Origin of the sequence: Pseudomonas sp. Pseusp97 (assembly GCF_047304025.1) — a bacterium.
Taxonomy (GTDB): Bacteria; Pseudomonadota; Gammaproteobacteria; order Pseudomonadales; family Pseudomonadaceae; genus Pseudomonas.
Genome location: NZ_JBGLYK010000096.1, coordinates 1 through 19842, shown reverse-complemented (window position 1 = coordinate 19842; position 19842 = coordinate 1). Strand labels below are relative to the sequence as shown.

Genomic DNA, 19842 nt, shown 5'->3' with positions numbered 1-19842 from the left:
GCGCCGGCCAGCGCGCCGCAGACCACCGGCGGTAGCGCCCCGTCCGACTTCGTCGCGCCGGGCCAGCCGCTGAAGGACGCCAACGGCCAGCCGATCATCGATCCGAAGACCGGCAAGCCGGAGCTGGCCCCGTACCCGACCGACAAGCGCGCGCAGAACACCCGCAACTACGAGCTGGATCGCTCGGTGAGCTACACCAAGCAGCAGCAGGGTCGCCTGCGCCGGCTTTCCGTCGCGGTGGTGCTGGATGACCGCGTGATCGCCGATCCGAAGACCGGCGAAGTCAGCCACCAGCCCTGGACCGCCGACGAGCTGGGCCGCTTCACCCGCCTGGTGCAGGACGCGGTAGGCTATGACGCCAGCCGTGGCGACAGCGTCAGCGTGATCAACGCGCCGTTCGCTCCGGAACTGGGTGACGAAATTGCCACGCCGCCGTTCTACTCGCAGCCCTGGTTCTGGGACGTGGTCAAGCAGGTGCTGGGCATCGTCTTCATCCTGGTGCTGGTGCTGGGCGTGCTGCGCCCGGTGCTGAACAACCTGTCGGGCAACAAGAGCAAGGCCCTGGTGGCCGGCGGCGCAGCAGGCGAAGGCGGCCTGGGCGAGTTGGGCGGTCTGGAGGGCGAGCTGTCCGAAGACCGCGTGAGCCTCGGCGGCCCGGCCAGCATCCTGCTGCCCAGCCCGTCCGAGGGGTACGATGCACAATTGAATGCGATCAAGACACTGGTCGCCCAGGACCCGGGGCGTGTTGCCCAGGTAGTGAAGGACTGGATCAATTCCGATGAGTGAAGCCCGCATGAGCGCCAAACTGAACAAGGTCGACAAGGCCGCCATCCTCCTGCTCTCCCTGGGTGAGACCGATGCCGCGCAGGTGCTGCGCCACATGGGCCCGAAGGAAGTGCAGAAGGTCGGCGTGGCCATGGCGCAGATGCGCAACGTGCACCGCGAGCAGGTCGAGCAGGTGATGGGCGAGTTCGTCGAGATCGTCGGCGACCAGACCAGCCTGGGCGTGGGCGCTGACAGCTATATCCGCAAGATGCTCACCCAGGCCCTGGGCGAGGACAAGGCGAACAACCTCATCGACCGCATCCTGCTGGGCGGCAACACCAGCGGCCTGGACAGCCTGAAGTGGATGGAGCCGCGCGCCGTGGCCGACGTGATCCGCTACGAGCACCCGCAGATCCAGGCCATCGTGGTCGCCTACCTCGACCCGGACCAGGCCGGCGAGGTGCTCAGCCACTTCGACCACAAGGTGCGTCTGGACATCATCCTGCGCGTGTCCTCGCTCAACACCGTGCAGCCCTCCGCGCTCAAGGAACTGAACCTGATCCTGGAGAAGCAGTTCGCCGGCAACGCCAACTCCACCCGCACCACCATGGGCGGCGTGAAGCGCGCGGCGGACATCATGAACTACCTCGACAGCTCGGTCGAAGGCGCGCTGATGGACGCCATCCGCGAAGTCGACGAGGACCTGTCCGGCCAGATCGAAGACCTCATGTTCGTCTTCGACAACCTGGCCGACGTCGACGACCGCGGCATCCAGGCGCTGCTGCGCGAGGTGTCCTCGGACGTGCTGGTGCTGGCCCTGAAGGGCTCGGACGAGGCGATCCGCGAGAAGATCTTCCGCAACATGTCCAAGCGTGCCGCCGAGCTGCTGCGCGACGACCTGGAGGCCAAGGGCCCGGTGCGCGTCAGCGAAGTGGAAGGCGCGCAGAAGGAAATCCTCACCATCGCCCGGCGCATGGCCGAGTCCGGCGAAATCGTGCTGGGTGGCAAGGGCGGCGAGGAGATGATCTGACGTGGTCCCGCCGGCGAAGGATGAAGACAAACTCAGCGAGCTGATCCGCGCCCGCGATGTGGCGGGTTTCGACCGCTGGTCGCTGCCCAGCTTCGACCCGGCGCGGCCGGCGCCGGAACCCGAGCCGGAACCCGAGCCGGAAGTGGCGGAGCAGCCGCAGATCGAGGAAGTGCCGGAGGAGGAGGTCAAGCCGCTGACGCTCGAGGAGCTCGAGGCGATCCGCCAGGAAGCCTACAACGAGGGCTTCTCCACCGGCGAGAAGGACGGCTTCCATGCCGGCCAGCTCAAGGCGCGCCAGGAAGCCGACGCGGCGCTGCAACCGCGCCTGCAGAACCTCGAGACCCTGATGTCGCACCTGCTCGACCCCATCGCCGAGCAGGACCAGATGCTCGAGCAGGGCATGCTGAACCTGGTGACCCACGTGGTGCGCCAGGTGATACAGCGTGAACTGGCCACCGATTCCAGCCAGATCCGCCTGGTGCTGCGCGAAGCGCTCAAGCTGTTGCCGATGGGTGCCAGCAACATCCGCATCCAGGTCAATCCGCAGGACTTCGAACTGGTGAAGGCCCTGCGCGATCGCCATGAGGAAAGCTGGAAGATCATCGAGGACGATGGCCTGCTGCCAGGCGGCTGCCGTATCGAGACCGAACATTCGCGCATCGACGCCACTGTCGAGACGCGCCTGGCCCAGGCTGTGAAGCAGCTCTTCGAGCAGCAGCGCGACCAGGCGACCCACGCCCTGGAGCCTGACCTGCACGTGAACCTCGACGCCAGCCAGGGCGACACCGATGCGCCTTGACCGCGTCAGCTTCGCTCGCCGTCTGCAGGGCTACAGCGACGCCGTGAGCCTGCCGGCGCAGCCGGTGGTGGAAGGCCGCCTGCTGCGCATGGTCGGCCTGACGCTGGAGGCCGAGGGCCTGCAGGCCGCCGTGGGCAGCCGCTGCCAGGTGATCAACGACGGCGGCTATCACCCGGTGCAGGTGGAAGCCGAAGTCATGGGCTTCGCCGGCAGCAAGATCTACCTGATGCCGGTGGGCAGCCTGGCCGGCATCGCCCCCGGCGCCCGCGTGGTGCCGCTGCCGGATTCCGGCCGGCTGCCGATGGGCATGTCCATGCTCGGCCGGGTGCTCGACGGCGTGGGCCGTGCGCTGGACGGCAAGGGTGGCATGCGCGCCGAAGACTGGGTGCCGATGGATGGCCCGATCATCAACCCGCTGGCGCGCGACCCGATCCATGAGCCGATGGACGTCGGCATCCGCTCGATCAATTCCCTGCTCACTGTCGGCCGCGGCCAGCGCCTGGGCCTGTTCGCCGGTACCGGCGTCGGTAAGTCCGTGCTGCTGGGCATGATGACCCGCTTCACCAAGGCCGACATCATCGTTGTCGGGCTGATCGGCGAACGGGGCCGCGAGGTGAAGGAATTCATCGAGCACATCCTCGGCGAGGAAGGCCTCAAGCGTTCCGTGGTGGTTGCCTCGCCGGCAGACGACGCGCCGCTGATGCGCCTGCGCGCCGCGCAGTACTGCACCCGTATCGCCGAATATTTCCGCGACAAGGGCAAGAACGTCCTGCTGCTGATGGATTCGCTGACCCGCTACGCCCAGGCCCAGCGCGAGATCGCCCTGGCCATCGGCGAGCCGCCGGCGACCAAGGGCTATCCGCCTTCGGTGTTCGCCAAGCTGCCGCGCCTGGTCGAGCGCGCCGGCAATGGCGAGAAGGGCGGCGGCTCGATCACCGCTTTCTACACCGTGCTCAGCGAGGGCGACGACCAGCAGGACCCGATTGCCGACGCCGCGCGCGGTGTGCTTGACGGCCACTTCGTGCTGTCGCGCCGGCTGGCCGAGGAAGGCCATTACCCGGCCATCGACATCGAGGCCTCCATCAGCCGGGTGATGCCCCAGGTCACCACGCCCGAACACCTGCGCGACGCCCAGCGCTTCAAGCAGCTGTGGTCGCGTTATCAACAGAGCCGCGACCTGATCAGCGTCGGCGCGTACGTGGCCGGCGGCGATCCGGAGACCGACCTGGCCATCCAGCGCTTCCCGGTCATGCGCCAGTTCCTGCGCCAGGCGCTGGACGAGAGCCAGAACCTCGACGACAGCCGCCTGCTGCTGGACGCGGTCGTCAGCGGCAAGGCCGGCTGATGAAGCGTCCGGGAAATGCTTTGCGTAGGATGGGTGGAGCGCAGCGATACCCATGCTGTCTCGGGCACGCCGTCACCGGGAACTGCTGTGCATTGGATCGATGGGTATCGCAAGCTCCACCCATCCTACGGTATGGAGTGAGCCGATGAACCGCCGCGCCGAACGCCTCGCCCCGGTGGTGGACATGGCGCTCAAGGCCGAGCGCGAAACCGCGCGCCAGCTCGGCCAGGTGCAGGGGCAATTGCAGCAGGCGCAGCGCAAGCTCGCCGAGCTGGAGCGCTACCGCTACGACTACCAGCAGCAGTGGATCCGCAACGGCCAGCAGGGCGTCAGCGGCCAGTGGCTGATCAACTACCAGCGCTTCCTTTCGCAGCTCGAAGGCGCGGTGGAACAGCAGAACCGCGCGGTGGACTGGCACCAGGGGATCGTCGACAAGGCTCGCGTCGCCTGGCAGGAGAAGTACGCCCGCCTGGAGGGCCTGCGCAAGCTGGTCGAGCGCTACCGCGAGGAGGCGCGCCTGGCTGCCGACAAGTACGAGCAGAAGCAGCTCGACGAATTCGCCCAGCGCCTGAAACCTTCCTCCGATTGACAGCCGGTGGCCGTGATAGGCTCCGGTTCGCACCCTGACCGGAAACCCGTCCATGCCGCTTCCACCACCGCGCCCTGTCGACTTCCAGCACCTGCTGAGCCTCTGGGAACTGACCCCGGAAGGCGAGCCCATCATCACCCATGCCAGCCATCTGCTGCCGGTCCGCTGGCAGGGGCGCGCAGCGATGATCAAGGTCGCGCTGGACGTGGACGAGCAGGGCGGTGCGCAAGTCATGCGCTGGTGGGACGGCGAGGGTGCGGCCCGGGTGTTCGCCCACGAAGGCGATGCGATCCTGCTGGAACGTGCCGAAGGCAAGCGCTCGCTGATGCACATGGCGCTGCATGGCGAGGACGACGAGGCCAGCCGCATCGTCTGCGACGTGGTGCAGCGTCTGCACCTGCCGCGCGACCGGCCGCTGCCGGAGCTGCTCGGTCTGCGTCAGTGGTTCCGCGACCTCGCCCCGGCTGCCCCGCGCTATGGCGGCCTGTTCCCGCGTTGCCTGGAAACCGCTGACGCGCTGCTTGCGAGCGAGCAGGACCGCAGCGTGCTGCACGGCGACGTGCACCACGACAATATCCTCGACTTCGGCCCGCGCGGCTGGCTGGCCATCGACCCCAAGCGCCTGCAGGGCGAACGGCTTTTCGATTATGCCAACCTGCTGTGCAACCCAGACCTGCCGACTTCCCGCGAGCGCACGCGCTTTCTCCGCCAGCTGGACGTGATTGTCGAGCATGCCGGCGTCGATCGCCGTCGTTTGCTGGAATGGGTCCTGGCCTTCGCCGGTCTCTCCGCCGCCTGGTTCCTTGATGACGGCATGGCTGCCGACAGCGACCTGGCCGTGGCGCACCTGGCCGCCGCCGAACTGGACCGCAGCGCATGTTGCGCCTGAACCGCGCGCTGCTGCGCACCCACCCGCGGCTGGTCGCTTCGGTGATCGTCGGCGCGCTGGTGGCGCTGGCAAGCTACCCGCTGGCGCCCATGCCCCGCGTGCTGCTGGGCTGGAACTGCATGGCCTGGCTCTATGTGCTGCTGATCGGCTGGCTGGCTCTGCGCGCGGCGCCCGAGGATGTGCGCCGGCTGGCCGAGATCGAGGACGAGAACGCCGAGGCCGTGCTGGTGCTGGTCACCGTTGCCGCCCTGGCCAGCCTCGGCGCTATCATCGTCGAGCTGGCCACCGCCGGGCACGCCGACGACAGCCAGAGGATCGTCCGCTACGCCTTCACCGCCAGCACGGTGCTGGGCTCCTGGTTCCTCATCGGCACCATCTTCACCATGCACTACGCCCGCCAGTTCTACTCGGCCGATGCGGCGGAGCCGGTGCTGCGCTTCCCCGAGGGCGAGAAGAACCCGGACTACTGGGACTTCCTCTACTTCTCCTTCACCCTCAGCGTGGCGGTGCAGACCTCCGACGTGGGAGTCGCCTCACGCTCGATGCGCAAGGTGGTGCTGGCGCACTCGGTGATCGGCTTCCTGTTCAACACTGCGATTCTCGGGCTGGCGATCAACCTGGGCGCGGGGCTGCTCGGCTAGCGAGTCAGGGCTGCAGCGCCTCGACGGCCAGCCGTAGCGCCAGCACGACGAAGGCGAGGGTGAAGCTCCAGCGGATCAGCGTCATCACCGCCGGACGGCCGATCACATGATCACGCACCCAGGACGCCAGCAGCCCGTAGCCGATGAACACGATGAAGGTCATCAGTGCGAACACCAGGCCCAGCATCAGGAACAGCGCTCGCGCGTCTTCGCTGCCGGCTGGCACGAACTGCGGCAGGAAGGCCAGGAAGAACAGCCCGAGCTTGGGGTTGAGCAGGTTTAGCCAGAGCCCGGTGCCCACCAGTTGCGGGGTGCTGCGCGGGCTGCTGGCCGAATCCAGCGCCAGGGCGCCGCTGCCGCGGAAAACCTGCCAGGCGATGAACAGCAGATAGGCCGTGCCCAGCAGCCGGATGACCTGGAAGCTGGCCGCGCTGGCCTGCACGATCAACGACAGGCCGAAAGTGGCGAGCAGCAATTGCGGAACCATGCCCAGCGTGCAGCCCAGCGCCGCGAGGCTGGCTGCGCGGGAACCCAGGCCGAGGCCGACAGCCAGGGTGTAGAGCACGCCGGTGCCGGGTAGCAAAACGACGACGAACGCCGTCAGCAGGAATTCTGCGTTCATTCCCGTGGGTTTCCTGTGTGGAAGAAGTGGGGCCGTGAGGCCAGCGCAATCAGGGCGCTGGCGGGTGCCTGAGCGACGAGCGCCATTGCCCCGGTGTCAGCCCCAGCTGGCGAGCGAAGGCGCGGGTCATGTGCGACTGGTCGGCGAAGCCGGTGAGCAGGGCGGCGTCGGCCAGTGTGCGGCCCTCGGCGATGGCCTTGTGGGCCTGTCGCACGCGGTACTGCAGGAGGTAGGCATGGGGCGTGGTGCCCGTTTCGCGGCGGAACCGACGCAGCGCCGCGTAGGGCGTCAGCCCGGCGATGCCGGCCAGTTCCGCCAGTGCGGGAGCGTTGCGCGGGTCGTCGTGAATCCGTTCGAGCATGCGTGCCACGCTGCGGGACGGCAGGGGCGCCGCGCTCGTATCGAGGCGCTGGTCAAGCAGCTCGCCGAACAGGTCGAGTACCCCTTCGCTGGCTTCGTCCACACCAGCGCCCGGCAGGAGCTGCAGCAGGCGGGCAATGCGCCGGGCGAGTTGCGGGTCGGCGAGGGCGGGGAGGGTGAATTCGCGCCGGGCCATCTCCGCGCCGGCCAGTTCCGCCAGCAGGGTCGGCTCGACGTAGAGCATCCACCAGCGACGCGACGCACCGCGCAAGGGAATGCCGTCGTGCAGTTCATTGGGGCTCACGGTGATGATGTCGCAAGGCCCCGCTTCGACCTGGCCGCGTCCGCTCCAGGAACGGTGCCCGCCTTCGAGCATCACGCCGATGCCGAACTCGTCGTGGGCGTGGCGCGGGAAGCTGCGCTGCGTGAGTATCTCGACGCTGCGCAGGCCGGGCAGGGCGTTCGTGGTGCAGATCACTTGGTGCAGCATTGGGGTGGGCCTGCGGGAGCGGAGGGTGATAGGCAGAGTAGCCCCTGGCACAGGAGCGATCTTGAATGAAATTGACTATTTCAGGGGCGCGTGGTGTTGCCCATCACCTATCGCACAGAAGCATGGCGGCGCCTTTGTGTAGGAGCGAGCTTGCTCGCGAACCTCTGCAGATCCGCAGCCGAGACGTTCGCGAGCAAGCTCGCTCCTACAGGTTGCTTTCTGCCGCGTCGGGCTGGGGCCTCCGCGCAAAATCTGAAATCAGAAGAAAGGCCGCGAGGCCTTGAGCATGAACGCCGAATCACAATAGGCGTTGTGCCCGGAGTAGGCGCTGCAGTCGCCGCCGGTGAGGCTGCTGCCGCTGTAGGAGAAGTTCAGGTCGACGCCTTTCCACGGGCGGCTGAAGTTCACCGACCAGTCGCCGAACCCGCTGACGCTGCCGCCGCTGTCCAGGCTCACCGGTGAGGCGAGGCTGTACGCGGAGTACTTGAAGGTCACGTCGAAGCCCAGTTCCGGTTGTACCCCGAGGTCGGTGTACAGCGTGGCGGTGCTGCGCCCGGCCTGGGCGCTGTAGGCTGCGCCGAGACGGCTGCCGAATACCGAGAGGCCGCCATAGAGCGCCTGGCTGTCATAGTCCGGCTGTTCCGGGCGGCTGTAGCGCAGGGTGCCCAGTTCGTAGCCCAGCTTGCCGTCGCCCAGCGGATGCTTGTAGCCGGCGTAGCTGTCGATCTCCAGCGGCTTTTCCTGCTCCAGGTTCGAGGTCCAGCTGCCGACGTACCAGCCACTGCCGTGGGTGATGTCGAGGCCGCCCTGGGCGCTGTTGGCCTGACCCGGCTGCACCAGCCCCTGGGCCATGCTGCGCGTTGGCGAGTTGGCGAACCGCAGTTCGAAATCGCCCAGGTCGCGCTGCATCACCTGGGCGTTCGCGTACGACGCCGCGCAGAATACGCAGGCCGCGATGAGTATGGACTTGGACATGCTCCCCCCGTCTTTGCCTGGCGCGACCCTTCCAAGGCCTCTGGTGAGCCTTCGCTCTGCGTCGCACGGGTAAAAGGGTAAAGGCATTCGTCGTGCCTGTGTCGACCGGTGGTCCATTAATCGACCCTCGCGGCGCACGCCCGACCGGTCTGGCGAGGCGGTTTCCCATCGTTCGCCGAGGTTGCCCCTGTCATCGCTAACTGCTACATCTTCAAGCTCGTGCGCGACCATCGATCGATAAGGAGAATCCCATGGCCATCACTTCCGTACCCTCCGCTGACGGGCAGGAGCTCACCATCGTGGTCCAGGGGCGTTTCGATTTCGGCGCACACCAGGAGTTCCGCAACGCCTACGAGCGCGTCGAGACGACCCCCAAGCGCTATGTGGTGGACCTCAAGGGCGCCACCTACCTCGACAGCTCGGCGCTGGGCATGCTCCTGCTGCTGCGCGACCACGCTGGCGGCGAAAGTGCGCAGATCAGCCTGGCGCACTGCAACCCGGACGTGCGCAAGGTGCTGTCCATCTCCAACTTCGAGCAGCTGTTCAAGATCAGCTGACGCGGCGCGCGCTGCAGTGGCAACGGCCATGTCCGAACTCCTCACCGTCCTGATCGCCGACGACAACGCTGCCGATCGCCTGCTGCTGTCGACCATCGTCAGCCGCCAGGGGCATCGCGTGATCACCGCCGCCAACGGTCTGGAAGCCCTGGCGCAGTTCGCCCAGGAGCGCCCGCAGCTGGTGCTGATGGATGCGCTGATGCCGGTGATGGACGGCTTCGAGGCGGCACGGCGGATTCGCCGGCAGGCTGGCGAAGAGCTGGTGCCGATCATCTTCCTCACTTCGCTGAGCGAGCCCGAGGCGCTGGTGCAGAGCCTGGAGGCGGGCGGCGACGACTTCCTCTCCAAGCCCTACAACCGCGTCATCCTCGAAGCCAAGATTCGCGCCATGGGGCGTCTGCATCACCTGCAGCGGATGGTGCTGGAGCAGCGCGACCTGATCGCCCGGCACAACGAACACCTGCTCAACGAGCAGCGGGTGGCCAAGGCGGTGTTCGACAAGGTGGCGCATTCGGGCTGCCTGAATGCGGCGAACATCCGCTACCTGCAATCGCCCTTCGCACTGTTCAACGGCGACCTGCTGCTGGCCGCGTTCAAGCCCTCGGGCGGCATGCACGTGCTGCTCGGCGACTTCACCGGCCACGGCTTGCCGGCGGCCATCGGCGCCATGCCGCTGGCCGAGGTGTTCTACGGCATGACCGCCAAGGGTTACCCGATGGCGGACATCCTTCGCGAGATGAACGCCAAGCTCAAGCGCATCCTTCCGGTGGGCGTGTTCTGCTGCGCGGCGATGCTCAACCTGAGCTTCCAGCGCGGCCTGGTGGAGGTGTGGAACGGCGGCCTGCCCAACGGCTATCTGCACCGCCACGGCGGCGGCGAGCTGCAACCTCTGGTGTCGCGCCATCTGCCGCTGGGCATCCTCGATGCGGCCGCCTTCAGCGACCACTTCGAGGTCTACGCGATGGAGGAGGGCGACCGCGTGTTCCTCTTCTCCGACGGCGTTCTGGAGGCGCGCAACGCGACCGGCGACGCCTTCGGTGAGGAGCGCCTGCTGCAGGTATTCGGCGAGGGGCACGCGGCCTCGCGCCTGTTCGACGGCATCCAGGCGGCGGTGGCGCGTTTTCGCGGCGAGGCTCAGGACGACGTCAGCATGCTGGAGATCGCGCTGGTCCCCGAGGACTCGCTGCAGCGGCCGCCGCTGGCGTTCTCCGACAACGGCCTGAGCAGCCCGCTGGACTGGTCCGCCAGCTTCGAGTTCCGTGCGCCGACCCTGCGCAACTTCAATCCGCTGCCGTTCCTGCTGCAGCTGCTGATGGAGGTGCACGACCTGCGCCCGCGCGGCGGCGCGCTCTACACCGTGCTTGCCGAGCTCTACTCCAACGCGCTGGAACACGGCGTGATGGGCCTGGATTCCACGCTCAAGTGCGACGCCGCCGGTTTCGCCCGCTATTACCAGGAACGCAGCGAACGCCTGGTGACCCTGCGCGACGGCTTCGTGCGCTTCCATGTCGACCTCGCTCCCCATGGCGACGGCGGGCGGCTGCTGGTGCGGGTCGAGGACAGCGGCGAGGGGTTCGACGTGGGTGCGGTGCTGGCTTCGCAGAAGGCCGCGGGCAGCCTTTGCGGGCGCGGCCTGACGCTGGTCCGGCAGTTGGCCGACCGTTGCCAGTGGTCGGGTGATGGCAAGGCGGTGTCCGTGGAGTTCTTCTGGTCGGCTCAGGCATAATCGGTAGCCTTCTTGTCCCCCCAAGGGTGGCGAGCCGTCCTTCAGGGAGTGCCCCATGTCCGAGCCGCATCTCGATGGCGCCGTGCTGAGCAATTTGCTGTCGATCATGGAAGACGAGTATCCGCTGCTGGTCGAGACCTTCCTCAGCGACTCCGAGGAGCGCCTGCGCAGCATCCGCGAGGCCTTCGCCGCCGCCGACGCGCCGGCCCTGCGGCATGCCGCGCACAGCTTCAAGGGCAGTTGCGGCAACATGGGCGCAGCGGTGCTGAGCAGCCTGTGCAAGCGCCTGGAAGAGGCGGCGCGGCACAATGACCTGGCCAGCGCGCAGGGCCTGATCGCCAAGGTCGAGCACGAATTCACCATCGTCCGCACCCTGCTTTTGCCCGGTCGCCCCTGAGCTTTTCCGAGTTGGCCCGCGCCTTGCTATCTCCGTGTTGGATATTCACATCAACGGAGAACTCCGATGGCTGTCGCCCCGGATATTTTATTGACGCCCACGCCTGACCCCAGGCCCAAGGCGGCGGTCTCCAAGCCTGCGCAGAATTCGCCGAACACCAGCAATGACAAGGGTTCCAGCTTCGCCGACGTTTATGCCCAGGAGCAGCGTCCGGCTGCCAGCGAGCGCCCCGACAAGGCGACCAAGGCCAGGGCCGACAAGCCCAGGGACAGTGCCGACAAGGACTCCACAGCCAGCGATGCCAAGGACGCCGCTGCCGCCGACAAGCCAGCGGTTGCCGAAGACGGCAAGGCCTTGCCGGCCGACGGCGCCAGCAAGGCGGACGCGGGCAAGGTGGCCGACGGCGATGAGAAGCCCGAGGCGACCCTCGACCCGTTGTTGATGCTGGGCATGACCGGGCAACTGCCGGCCACCGAGGCGCCGCCGCTGGTGATCAGCAGCGGCGTCGGCCAGCAGACCGCGGCCAGCACCGACGGCGACCTGGAGAAGCTCAACGTCCTGCCGGGTGCCATCGCCGGTGCTCAGGAGCAGGCGCAGCAGACGCAGGTCGCCGGTGACCTGGCGGCGAAGGCCAAGGCTGACGCGCCGGTGGACGGCAAGGCCAAGCCGGACCTTTCCGCTGCCCTGGCCGCGCTGAACCCGGATGCCACCGCCAGAAGCGCAGAGGGCAAGCTGGCCGAAGCGGCTCTGCAGGCGGGCGGCGACCTGAGCCAGCAACTGCCGGAACTGCAGGTGGAAGCCAAGCCGGAAGCGCCGCGCAACGACTCCTTCGCCGCGCGCCTGGACTCGCTGACCCAGGCGCTGAACACGCCGCAGGCCATGACCAACCGGCCGGTGAACCCGCTGGTGCCGGGACAGCCGGTGTCGGTGCAGCAGAACGGCTGGACCGACCAGGTGGTGGACCGGGTGATGTGGATGTCCTCGCAGAACCTCAAGTCCGCCGAGATCCAGATGGACCCGGCCGACCTCGGTCGCCTGGAGGTGCGCATCCACATGAGCGCCGACCAGACCCAGGTGAACTTCATCAGCGCCAACGCCGGCGTGCGCGAAGCGCTGGACAGCCAGCAGCACCGCCTGCGGGAGATGTTCAGCCAGCAGGGCATGGGCCAGCTGGACGTCAACGTCTCCGATCAGTCCGCCCGTGGCTGGCAGCAACAGCAGCAGGGCGACGAGCGTGGCGGTTCGCGACGCGTGGCCGGCTCCGACAGCGGTGATGACGAGCCGATGATCAGTGGCATGTCGGAAATCCGCCCGCAGACGGCGGCGCAGGGCAGGGGACTGGTGGATTACTACGCGTGATCGGGTGGGGGGCGGGCGCAGGTTTGAGAGCCCCCTCTCCCCAACCCTCTCCCTGAAGGGAGAGGGGGCTCGTTCGGAGTGCGCTGCAAGATCGGCCTTCGCCGGATGGCACATCACTTGGCACGGCACGAATAGCTCTCTCCGTTCGAAGCGGGGCGCGCAGCCAGGGCCGGGGAGAGGACCAGGCCCGAGCGCCGAGTTTTCCCTGTGTTCGCGAGCAAGCTCGCTCCTACGAAAAGCTGGCTCGGCATCTCAGGCGGGCTGTAGGAGCGAGCTTGCTCGCGAACCGCCTCAACTCCAGACCTGTCCGGCTCAGAGGAAAATTCTTACTCCTCCCCGTGACATCCTCCGTCTAGCCTGTAATATCCGCGGCGGCGCCAGTCGGACATTTCCAATCTGGCACAGCCCTTGCTGCTACCCCGGTATCAGCGCATCGCGCCGCAAATGTGACGGAATATTGGCATGGCCAAGAAAGAACAGACGCCTTCTCTCCCCGATGGCCAGGCGCCCGGCAAGGGCAAGCTGAAGCTCATCATCCTCATCGCCCTGGCCTTCCTGCTGGCGGTGGGTGCCTCGGTGGGCGGTACCTGGTTCTTCCTGCACAAGAGCGCCAAGCCCGACGAAGCCGAGGCCAAGGCCGCGGAACACGCCGAGCCGACGAAGAAGCAGGCGGTGTACGAAATCCTCGCGCCATCCTTCGTGGTCAACTTCAATCAGAACGGCCGCCAGCGCTATCTCCAAGTGGCCGTCGCCCTCATGGGCCGCGACCAGGCGCAGATGGACGCCCTGCGCGAGCAGATGCCGCTGGTGCGCAACCAGCTGGTGATGCTGTTCTCCAGCCAGAATTTCGACAACCTGGTGACGCCGGTCGGCAAGGAGATGCTGCGCCAGCAGGCGACCAGCAGCCTTCAGGAACTGGCGAAGAAAGCCACCGGTCAGTTGACCGTGGAGCAAGTGCTTTTCACCAATTTCGTATTGCAGTAGGTATCCGCCATGGCCATGCAGGATCTACTTTCCCAGGACGAGATCGACGCGCTGTTGCACGGCGTCGACGACGGCCTGGTGGAAACCGAGTCCGACGTCGAGCCGGGGGCGATCAAGTCCTACGACCTGACCAGTCAGGACCGCATCGTCCGGGGCCGCATGCCGACCCTGGAGATGATCAACGAGCGTTTCGCCCGCTACACCCGCATCAGCATGTTCAACCTGCTGCGCCGTTCGGCGGATGTCGCCGTGGGCGGCGTGCAGGTGATGAAGTTCGGCGAGTACGTGCACTCGCTGTACGTGCCCACCAGCCTCAACCTGGTGAAGATGAAGCCGCTGCGCGGCACCGGGCTGTTCATCCTCGACGCCAAGCTGGTGTTCAAGCTGGTGGACAACTTCTTCGGCGGTGACGGCCGTCACGCCAAGATCGAGGGCCGCGAGTTCACCCCCACCGAGCTGCGGGTGGTGCGCATGGTCATCGAGCAGGCCTTCGTCGACCTCGCCGAAGCCTGGCACGCGGTGATGCCGATCACTTTCGAGTACGTGAACTCCGAGGTGAACCCGGCGATGGCCAACATCGTCAGCCCCAGCGAAGTGGTGGTGGTCTCCACCTTCCACATCGAGCTGGACGGCGGCGGCGGCGACCTGCACATCACCCTGCCTTACGCGATGATCGAGCCGATCCGCGAGATGCTCGACGCCGGCTTCCAGTCCGACGTGGACGACCAGGACGAGCGCTGGATCAACGCCCTGCGCGAGGACATCCTCGACGTCAACGTGCCGGTGGGCGCCACGGTCGTGCGCCGCCAGCTCAAGCTGCGGGACATCCTGCACATGCAGCCGGGCGACGTGATCCCGGTGGAGCTGCCCGAGCACATGATCATGCGCGCCAACGGCGTGCCTTCCTTCAAGGTCAAGCTGGGTTCGCACAAGGGCAACCTGGCCTTGCAGATTCTCGATCCGCTCGTGCGCCCGCGCTGAGCGAATCCCCAGAGGACCCACCATGTCAGACGAAGAAAACGTAACTCCCGAAGAACAGGCGCTGGCCGACGAGTGGGCCGCGGCGCTCTCCGAGTCGGGTGATGCCAACCAGGACGACATCGACGCGCTGATGGCCCAGGGCGGCGCTACGCCGGTGGTCCCGGCCGCACCGCGCGCGCCGATGGAAGAATTCGGCATGGCGCCCAAGGCGCCGACCATCGCCGGCCTCGAAGGTCCGAACCTGGATGTGATCCTGGACATTCCGGTGACCATCTCCATGGAGGTCGGCCATACCGACATCAGCATCCGCAACCTGCTGCAGCTCAACCAGGGCTCGGTGATCGAGCTTGATCGCCTGGCCGGCGAGCCGCTGGACGTGCTGGTCAACGGCACGCTGATCGCCCACGGCGAAGTGGTGGTGGTGAACGAGAAGTTCGGCATCCGCCTCACCGACGTGATCAGCCCCAGCGAACGCATCAAGAAGCTGCGCTGATATGGCCCGCCTGCTCGCGAAGCTCGTTGCCCTGCCGCTGCTGGGGCTGTCCCTCTTCGCCCTGGGCGAGGAGGCCAAGGCGCCGGCATCCACCCCGGCCATCGTGCATGCCAGTTCCACGCCGAGCATCATCACTGGCAGCGCCGGTGCGCAGCTCATGCAGTTGCTGCTGGGCCTGGTGCTGGTGGTCGGCCTGATCTTCCTGCTGGCCTGGCTGGTGCGCCGCGTGCAGCAGGTCAGCCCGCGCAGCAACCAGGCGATCCGCCTGATCTCCAGCCAGGCGCTCGGCCCACGCGATCGGCTGGTGCTGGTGCAGGTGGGCGAGGAGCAGGTGCTGCTGGGCCTGACGCCGGGGCGCATCACCCCGCTGCACGTCATGCGCCAGCCGGTACACGCCGCCGAATCGGAAGCGGCGCAACCGGAATTCGCCCAGCGCCTGCTGGAACTGCTGAACAAGGACAAGGGCCGCCCGCAGTGACCCGTTCGCCGACGACTTCCGTTCTGCTCGGCGCGCTCAAGCGTTGTGCGCCGCTGCTCCTGGCCCTGCTGGCGCTGATGGCGCCGCAGGCCTTCGCCGCCGATCCGACGCAGCTGACGGCGATCACTGTGACCACCAACCCGCAGGGGCAGCAGGAGTACTCAGTCAGCCTGCAGATCCTGCTGATCATGACCGCGCTGAGCTTCATCCCGGCGTTCGTCATGCTGATGACCAGCTTCACCCGGATCATCATCGTCTTCTCCATCCTGCGCCAGGCGCTGGGCCTGCAGAGCACGCCGTCGAACCAGATCCTGGTGGGCCTGGCGCTGTTCCTGACGATGTTCGTGATGGCGCCGGTGTTCGACAAGATCAACAGCACCGCGCTGCAGCCCTACCTGAACGAGCAGATTCCCGCCCAGGAGGCGATCAGCCGCGCCGAAGGGCCGATCAAGGCCTTCATGCTGGCGCAGACCCGGCAGTCGGACCTGGAACTGTTCGTGCGCCTGTCCAAGCGCACCGATATCCCCAGCGCCGACGCCACGCCCCTGACCATCCTGGTGCCGGCGTTCGTCACCTCCGAATTGAAAACCGCGTTCCAGATCGGTTTCATGATCTTCATTCCGTTCCTGATCATCGACCTGGTGGTGTCCAGCGTGCTGATGGCGATGGGCATGATGATGCTCTCGCCGCTGATCATTTCATTGCCGTTCAAGATCATGCTGTTCGTCCTGGTGGACGGCTGGGCGCTGATCATCGGCACGCTCGCCGGCAGTTTCGGGACGGTGTAGCGATGCTTCCTGTCTCTGTAGGAGCGAGCTTGCTCGCGAAGCTCTGGCGCCATTGCGGTTAGCGAGCAAGCTCGCTCCTACGGGCTGCCGAACACGAGGAGCAACCATGACCCCCGAAGTCGCGCTGGACCTGTTCCGCGAAGCGCTCTGGCTGACCGCCATGATCGTCGGCATCCTGGTCGTGCCCAGCCTGCTGGTGGGCCTGGTGGTGGCGATGTTCCAGGCGGCCACGCAGATCAACGAACAGACCCTGAGCTTCCTGCCGCGCCTGCTGGTGGTGCTGGTCACCCTCATCGTTCTGGGGCCGTGGCTGCTGCGGCAGCTGATGGAGTACACCCAGAACCTGATCACCAGCATCCCCACGCTGATCGGCTGATGCTCGAGCTCAGCAACGCGCAGATCGGCAGCTGGATCGGGTCCTTCCTGTTCCCGCTGTTCCGCATCGCCAGCCTGCTGATGGTGATGCCGATCTTCGGCACCCAGCTGGTGCCCACGCGCGTGCGCCTCTATCTGTCCCTGGCGATCGCCGTGGTGCTGGTGCCCAGCCTGCCGCCGATGCCGCAGGTCGATGCACTGAGCATGAAGGCCATGTTCCTGATCGGCGAGCAGATACTCATCGGCGCCATGCTCGGCTTCGCCCTGCAGCTGATGTTCCACGCCTACGTCATCGCCGGGCAGATCATCTCCATGCAGATGGGCCTGGGCTTCGCCTCGATGATCGATCCCACCAACGGCATTTCCGTGCCGGTGCTCGGGCAGTTCTTCACCATGCTGGTGACCCTGCTGTTCCTCTCCATGAATGGCCACCTGGTGGTGTTCGAGGTGCTCGCCGAGAGCTTCGTGACCCTGCCGGTGGGCGAGGGGCTGTCGGGCAATCACCTGATCACCGTGGCCGGCAAGCTCGGCTGGGTGATAGGCGCGGGGCTGATCATCGCGTTGCCGGCGGTCACCGCGCTGCTGGTGGTCAACCTGGCGTTCGGCGCCATGACCCGCGCCGCGCCGCAGCTGAACATCTTCTCGATCGGCTTCCCGCTGACCCTGATCATGGGCTTCATCATCGTCTGGATCGGCAGCGCCGATATCCTGTCGCAGTACCAGTCGCTCGCCAGCGAAGGGCTGCAACTGCTTCGCGAACTCGTGAGGGCCCGCTGATGGCCGAGAACGACAGCAGCGAAGACAAGACGGAGGAACCCACAGAGAAACGGCGCCGGGAGGCGCGCGAGAAAGGGCAGCTGCCGCGATCCAAGGAGCTGAATACCCTGGCCGTGCTCGTGGCCGGCGCCGGTGCGCTGCTGATGTACGGCGCCAACCTGGCCGACGCGCTGATGCGCCTGATGCGCGGCAGCTTCGAACTGGACCGCGCGACGGTGATGAACAGCGACAGCATGCTCAACCTGCTGGTGGCCGCGGCGAAGATTGCCGGTGACGGTGTCTGGCCGATCCTTGCGGTGCTGCTGGCGGCCGCGCTGATCGGGCCGGTGTCGCTGGGTGGCTGGCTGTTCTCTGCCGAGGCGCTGGCACCCAAGTTCAGCCGGATGAATCCGCTGGAAGGGCTCAAGCGCATGTTCTCCGTGCGCTCGGTGGTGGAGCTGTCCAAGGCGCTGGTGAAGTTCGCGGTGGTGCTGGCGGTGGCGATCCTGGTGCTCAAGTCCGACCAGGACGACCTGATCGCCATGGCCCACGAGCCCATGGAACAGGCGCTGATCCACTGCGCCAGGGTGGTGGGCTGGAGCGCCTTCTGGCTGGCCTGCAGCCTGATGCTGATCGCGGCCTTCGACGTGCCGTACCAGCTCTGGGACAACCGCCAGAAGCTGATGATGACCAAGCAGGAGGTCAAGGACGAGTACAAGGATTCCGAGGGCAAGCCGGAGGTCAAGGCCAAGGTCCGCCAGATGCAGCGCGAGATGGCCAACCGGCGGATGATGCAGGCGGTGCCCCAGGCCGACGTGGTGATCACCAACCCGACCCACTTCGCCGTGGCCCTGCAGTACGACCCGGCCGCCACCGGCGCGCCCAAGCTGCTGGCCAAGGGCAACGACTTCATGGCGCTGAAGATTCGCGAGATCGCCCAGGAGCACAAGGTCACCGTGCTCGAATCGCCGGCCCTGGCGCGGGCGGTCTACTACTCCACCGAACTCGACCACGAGATCCCCGCCGGCCTCTACCTCGCCGTGGCCCAGGTGCTGGCCTACGTCTACCAGCTCAAGCAGTTCCGCGCCGGCAAGGGCAAGCGCCCGGGACCGATGCCGGACCTGCCGATCCCGCCGGACCTGCGTCGCGACGAGTGACCTGCTGGCGCCATCCATGCAGTAGGATGGTCGGCTCGCGCCCGGTGCGGAAGGTTCCGGGCGGCCTGTCCAATCAAGGAAAGTTTCATGCTCAGGGATTCCTTCGCCGGCCTGCGCTTCGCGCTCTGGCTGTTGCTCTGCCTGCTGGGTGCGCCGTTCGCCTGGGCTGCCGAACCTGCCGACGGCGCCGTCGCGCTGCCGTTGAATGAGCGCGTGGTGGATGTCACCGGCACGCTCGACGCCGCCGCCAGATCGCGTCTGATCGACAAGCTCAAGGCCCTGGAGGATCGGCGTGGTGCGCAGATCGCCGTGGTGATGTTGCCCACCGTCGGCGAGATGGGCATCGAGGCCTTCTCCAACCAGCTGTTCAACCTCTGGAAACTCGGCCGCAAGGGCGTGGATGACGGCGTGCTGCTGGTGGTGGCGAAAGATGACCGCCGGATGCGCATCGAGGTCGGCTATGGCCTGGAAGGAGCGATTCCCGATGTGCTGGCCGGGCGCATCATCCGTGAGCGCATGGCGCCGGCCTTCCGCGAGGGCGACTACGCCGGCGGCATCGAGTCGGCGGTGGATGCGCTGATCCTGCTGGTCGATGGCGAGGAACTGCCGGAACCGGTCGCCGAGCCTTTCAGGTTCCCGCTGGAGGCCTGGCTGCTGCTGGCTTCCTTCGTGGCCGGCGGGGCAGGTGGCGTTCTGCTCGCCGCGCGGCGGATGGGCTGGCGCGGCGCACTGGCGTTCTGCGCGCTGGTGGTCGTGCTGGTGGCCTTATTGTCCGGCGGCAAGGATGCCCTGGGATTGGTTGCCGTCACGCCGATCTGCCTGCTGGTCGGCGGCGCCACCTTCGGTGCGCTGTGGACGGCTCGGGTGGTGTTCTACGGCGTACTGGGGCTGATTGCCTACTGCATCCTGCTCGGTTTCCTGACGCCGCGTTTCGGCGGCCTGCTCTGGGTCTATGCGCTGGCTGCGCCGCTGGCGGTGCTGATGGTCATCGGCCTCTGGTGGCTGCTGATCTCGATGATGCGCGACGTCTGGCGCGGACCTCGCAAGGGGCGCAACGGTCGCAGGGCCGCCCAGGCGCCGGCCGGGCACAAGGCCTTCTACTGGCGCATGGCGATATTCCTCGGCCTGTACCTGCTGATCGGTTTCTTCGCCGGTGCTCCGACGGCTCCGCTGAACTGGCTGCTGGTGCTGCCCTTCATGTGCCTGCCGGGGCTGGTGGTGTTCGCGGCGGGGCAGGGCGGCGCAAAGGCCGACACCCACCGCCAGAATCCTGAAGTATCCCGCTT

The 19842-nt window shown here is 66.9% G+C and carries 23 protein-coding genes; 20 read left to right on the top strand and 3 right to left on the bottom strand.

Translation table 11 applies throughout. The features are described 5' to 3' along the window. From ACCC94_RS16745 to ACCC94_RS16715, 7 genes are all read left to right on the top strand, one after another. On the top strand, window positions 1-786 hold a 786-nt coding region (locus ACCC94_RS16745; RefSeq protein WP_413350597.1), incomplete at its 5' end, for a flagellar M-ring protein FliF C-terminal domain-containing protein. Beyond that, on the top strand, window positions 779-1795 hold the full coding sequence (fliG, locus tag ACCC94_RS16740; RefSeq protein WP_017520274.1) for a flagellar motor switch protein FliG: 1017 nt from the start codon (window positions 779-781) through the stop codon (window positions 1793-1795). The genes ACCC94_RS16745 and fliG, both read left to right, overlap by 8 nt. 1 nt (window position 1796) lies before the next feature. Further along, complete coding sequence (gene fliH / locus ACCC94_RS16735; protein WP_413350596.1) at window positions 1797-2594, top strand: flagellar assembly protein FliH; 798 nt, start codon at window positions 1797-1799, stop codon at window positions 2592-2594. Next, window positions 2584-3939, top strand: coding sequence for a flagellar protein export ATPase FliI (fliI, locus tag ACCC94_RS16730; RefSeq protein ID WP_413350595.1), 1356 nt, complete (start codon window positions 2584-2586; stop codon window positions 3937-3939). Before fliH ends, fliI begins: the two co-directional genes overlap by 11 nt. A 145-nt stretch (window positions 3940-4084) precedes the next feature. Beyond that, complete coding sequence (gene fliJ / locus ACCC94_RS16725; protein WP_413350594.1) at window positions 4085-4528, top strand: flagellar export protein FliJ; 444 nt, start codon at window positions 4085-4087, stop codon at window positions 4526-4528. A 52-nt stretch (window positions 4529-4580) separates the two neighbouring features. After that, a complete protein-coding gene (locus ACCC94_RS16720) occupies window positions 4581-5417 on the top strand; it encodes an aminoglycoside phosphotransferase family protein (protein WP_413350593.1) in 837 nt (278 codons plus the stop codon). Next, window positions 5405-6058 carry a DUF1345 domain-containing protein gene (locus tag ACCC94_RS16715; protein WP_413350592.1) on the top strand — a complete coding sequence of 218 codons (654 nt, stop codon included), beginning with the start codon at window positions 5405-5407 and terminating at the stop codon, window positions 6056-6058. The genes ACCC94_RS16720 and ACCC94_RS16715 overlap by 13 nt, the downstream gene beginning before the upstream one ends. 4 nt (window positions 6059-6062) lie before the next feature. On the opposite strand, the gene ACCC94_RS16710 is transcribed toward ACCC94_RS16715, so the two are convergent. The 3 genes from ACCC94_RS16710 to ACCC94_RS16700 all read right to left on the bottom strand — a co-directional run bounded on the left by ACCC94_RS16710 (window position 6063) and on the right by ACCC94_RS16700 (window position 8505). After that, a complete protein-coding gene (locus ACCC94_RS16710) occupies window positions 6063-6680 on the bottom strand; it encodes a LysE family translocator (RefSeq protein ID WP_413350591.1) in 618 nt (205 codons plus the stop codon). Window positions 6681-6729: 49 nt separating this feature from the next. Continuing rightward, window positions 6730-7530 carry an AraC family transcriptional regulator gene (locus tag ACCC94_RS16705; protein WP_413350590.1) on the bottom strand — a complete coding sequence of 267 codons (801 nt, stop codon included), beginning with the start codon at window positions 7528-7530 and terminating at the stop codon, window positions 6730-6732. Between the two features lie 258 nt (window positions 7531-7788). Beyond that, on the bottom strand, window positions 7789-8505 hold the full coding sequence (locus ACCC94_RS16700) for a TorF family putative porin (RefSeq protein WP_413350589.1): 717 nt from the start codon (window positions 8503-8505) through the stop codon (window positions 7789-7791). 251 nt (window positions 8506-8756) lie between these two features. Here ACCC94_RS16700 and ACCC94_RS16695 point away from each other — a divergent pair, with 251 nt between their 5' ends. The 13 genes from ACCC94_RS16695 to ACCC94_RS16635 all read left to right on the top strand — a co-directional run. After that, window positions 8757-9062, top strand: coding sequence for an STAS domain-containing protein (locus ACCC94_RS16695; RefSeq protein ID WP_081519284.1), 306 nt, complete (start codon window positions 8757-8759; stop codon window positions 9060-9062). A gap of 28 nt (window positions 9063-9090) precedes the next feature. Next, entirely contained in the window at window positions 9091-10788 is a 1698-nt protein-coding gene (locus ACCC94_RS16690; protein WP_413350588.1) for a SpoIIE family protein phosphatase, read from the top strand. Between the two features lie 55 nt (window positions 10789-10843). Continuing rightward, window positions 10844-11185 (top strand): Hpt domain-containing protein, encoded by a 342-nt coding sequence (locus ACCC94_RS16685; protein WP_413350587.1) that lies wholly within the window; start codon window positions 10844-10846, stop codon window positions 11183-11185. A 66-nt stretch (window positions 11186-11251) separates the two neighbouring features. After that, window positions 11252-12544 (top strand): flagellar hook-length control protein FliK, encoded by a 1293-nt coding sequence (locus tag ACCC94_RS16680; protein WP_413350586.1) that lies wholly within the window; start codon window positions 11252-11254, stop codon window positions 12542-12544. Window positions 12545-13006: 462 nt separating this feature from the next. After that, the gene (fliL, locus tag ACCC94_RS16675) at window positions 13007-13528 is read left to right on the top strand and encodes a flagellar basal body-associated protein FliL (protein ID WP_413350585.1); all 522 of its coding nucleotides are present in this window, start codon (window positions 13007-13009) and stop codon (window positions 13526-13528) included. A 9-nt stretch (window positions 13529-13537) separates the two neighbouring features. Continuing rightward, window positions 13538-14509 (top strand): flagellar motor switch protein FliM, encoded by a 972-nt coding sequence (gene fliM, locus ACCC94_RS16670; RefSeq protein ID WP_413350584.1) that lies wholly within the window; start codon window positions 13538-13540, stop codon window positions 14507-14509. Between the two features lie 22 nt (window positions 14510-14531). Next, a complete protein-coding gene (fliN, locus tag ACCC94_RS16665) occupies window positions 14532-15002 on the top strand; it encodes a flagellar motor switch protein FliN (protein ID WP_017520288.1) in 471 nt (156 codons plus the stop codon). Window position 15003: 1 nt separating this feature from the next. After that, window positions 15004-15480 carry a flagellar biosynthetic protein FliO gene (gene fliO / locus ACCC94_RS16660; protein WP_413350582.1) on the top strand — a complete coding sequence of 159 codons (477 nt, stop codon included), beginning with the start codon at window positions 15004-15006 and terminating at the stop codon, window positions 15478-15480. Window positions 15481-15557: 77 nt separating this feature from the next. Beyond that, a complete protein-coding gene (fliP, locus tag ACCC94_RS16655) occupies window positions 15558-16268 on the top strand; it encodes a flagellar type III secretion system pore protein FliP (protein WP_413350598.1) in 711 nt (236 codons plus the stop codon). A gap of 106 nt (window positions 16269-16374) precedes the next feature. Continuing rightward, the gene (gene fliQ, locus ACCC94_RS16650; RefSeq protein ID WP_236173932.1) at window positions 16375-16644 is read left to right on the top strand and encodes a flagellar biosynthesis protein FliQ; all 270 of its coding nucleotides are present in this window, start codon (window positions 16375-16377) and stop codon (window positions 16642-16644) included. Next, window positions 16644-17420, top strand: a complete 777-nt coding sequence (gene fliR, locus ACCC94_RS16645) for a flagellar biosynthetic protein FliR (protein ID WP_413350580.1) — start codon at window positions 16644-16646, stop codon at window positions 17418-17420. The genes fliQ and fliR overlap by 1 nt, the downstream gene beginning before the upstream one ends. Beyond that, window positions 17420-18556 (top strand): flagellar biosynthesis protein FlhB, encoded by a 1137-nt coding sequence (gene flhB / locus ACCC94_RS16640; protein WP_413350579.1) that lies wholly within the window; start codon window positions 17420-17422, stop codon window positions 18554-18556. Before fliR ends, flhB begins: the two co-directional genes overlap by 1 nt. An 87-nt stretch (window positions 18557-18643) precedes the next feature. Beyond that, window positions 18644-19842: TPM domain-containing protein (locus tag ACCC94_RS16635; RefSeq protein WP_413350578.1), on the top strand; the 1199-nt coding region annotated here is incomplete at its 3' end.

What these genes read in the sequence shown, in the direction of transcription:
- fliL (WP_413350585.1), top strand. Translation starts at nt 13,007, where the DNA reads ATGGCCAAGAAAGAACAGACGCCTTCTCTCCCCGATGGCCAGGCGCCC.
- ACCC94_RS16690 (WP_413350588.1), top strand. Translation starts at nt 9,091, where the DNA reads ATGTCCGAACTCCTCACCGTCCTGATCGCCGACGACAACGCTGCCGAT.
- ACCC94_RS16680 (WP_413350586.1), top strand. Translation starts at nt 11,252, where the DNA reads ATGGCTGTCGCCCCGGATATTTTATTGACGCCCACGCCTGACCCCAGG.
- fliN (WP_017520288.1), top strand. Translation starts at nt 14,532, where the DNA reads ATGTCAGACGAAGAAAACGTAACTCCCGAAGAACAGGCGCTGGCCGAC.
- ACCC94_RS16720 (WP_413350593.1), top strand. Translation starts at nt 4,581, where the DNA reads ATGCCGCTTCCACCACCGCGCCCTGTCGACTTCCAGCACCTGCTGAGC.
- ACCC94_RS16710 (WP_413350591.1), bottom strand. Translation starts at nt 6,680, where the DNA reads ATGAACGCAGAATTCCTGCTGACGGCGTTCGTCGTCGTTTTGCTACCC.
- fliO (WP_413350582.1), top strand. Translation starts at nt 15,004, where the DNA reads ATGGCCCGCCTGCTCGCGAAGCTCGTTGCCCTGCCGCTGCTGGGGCTG.
- fliG (WP_017520274.1), top strand. Translation starts at nt 779, where the DNA reads ATGAGTGAAGCCCGCATGAGCGCCAAACTGAACAAGGTCGACAAGGCC.
- ACCC94_RS16700 (WP_413350589.1), bottom strand. Translation starts at nt 8,505, where the DNA reads ATGTCCAAGTCCATACTCATCGCGGCCTGCGTATTCTGCGCGGCGTCG.
- fliQ (WP_236173932.1), top strand. Translation starts at nt 16,375, where the DNA reads ATGACCCCCGAAGTCGCGCTGGACCTGTTCCGCGAAGCGCTCTGGCTG.
- fliR (WP_413350580.1), top strand. Translation starts at nt 16,644, where the DNA reads ATGCTCGAGCTCAGCAACGCGCAGATCGGCAGCTGGATCGGGTCCTTC.
- fliP (WP_413350598.1), top strand. Translation starts at nt 15,558, where the DNA reads ATGGCGCCGCAGGCCTTCGCCGCCGATCCGACGCAGCTGACGGCGATC.
- fliM (WP_413350584.1), top strand. Translation starts at nt 13,538, where the DNA reads ATGGCCATGCAGGATCTACTTTCCCAGGACGAGATCGACGCGCTGTTG.
- ACCC94_RS16685 (WP_413350587.1), top strand. Translation starts at nt 10,844, where the DNA reads ATGTCCGAGCCGCATCTCGATGGCGCCGTGCTGAGCAATTTGCTGTCG.
- fliJ (WP_413350594.1), top strand. Translation starts at nt 4,085, where the DNA reads ATGAACCGCCGCGCCGAACGCCTCGCCCCGGTGGTGGACATGGCGCTC.
- ACCC94_RS16715 (WP_413350592.1), top strand. Translation starts at nt 5,405, where the DNA reads ATGTTGCGCCTGAACCGCGCGCTGCTGCGCACCCACCCGCGGCTGGTC.
- fliI (WP_413350595.1), top strand. Translation starts at nt 2,584, where the DNA reads ATGCGCCTTGACCGCGTCAGCTTCGCTCGCCGTCTGCAGGGCTACAGC.
- ACCC94_RS16705 (WP_413350590.1), bottom strand. Translation starts at nt 7,530, where the DNA reads ATGCTGCACCAAGTGATCTGCACCACGAACGCCCTGCCCGGCCTGCGC.
- flhB (WP_413350579.1), top strand. Translation starts at nt 17,420, where the DNA reads ATGGCCGAGAACGACAGCAGCGAAGACAAGACGGAGGAACCCACAGAG.
- ACCC94_RS16695 (WP_081519284.1), top strand. Translation starts at nt 8,757, where the DNA reads ATGGCCATCACTTCCGTACCCTCCGCTGACGGGCAGGAGCTCACCATC.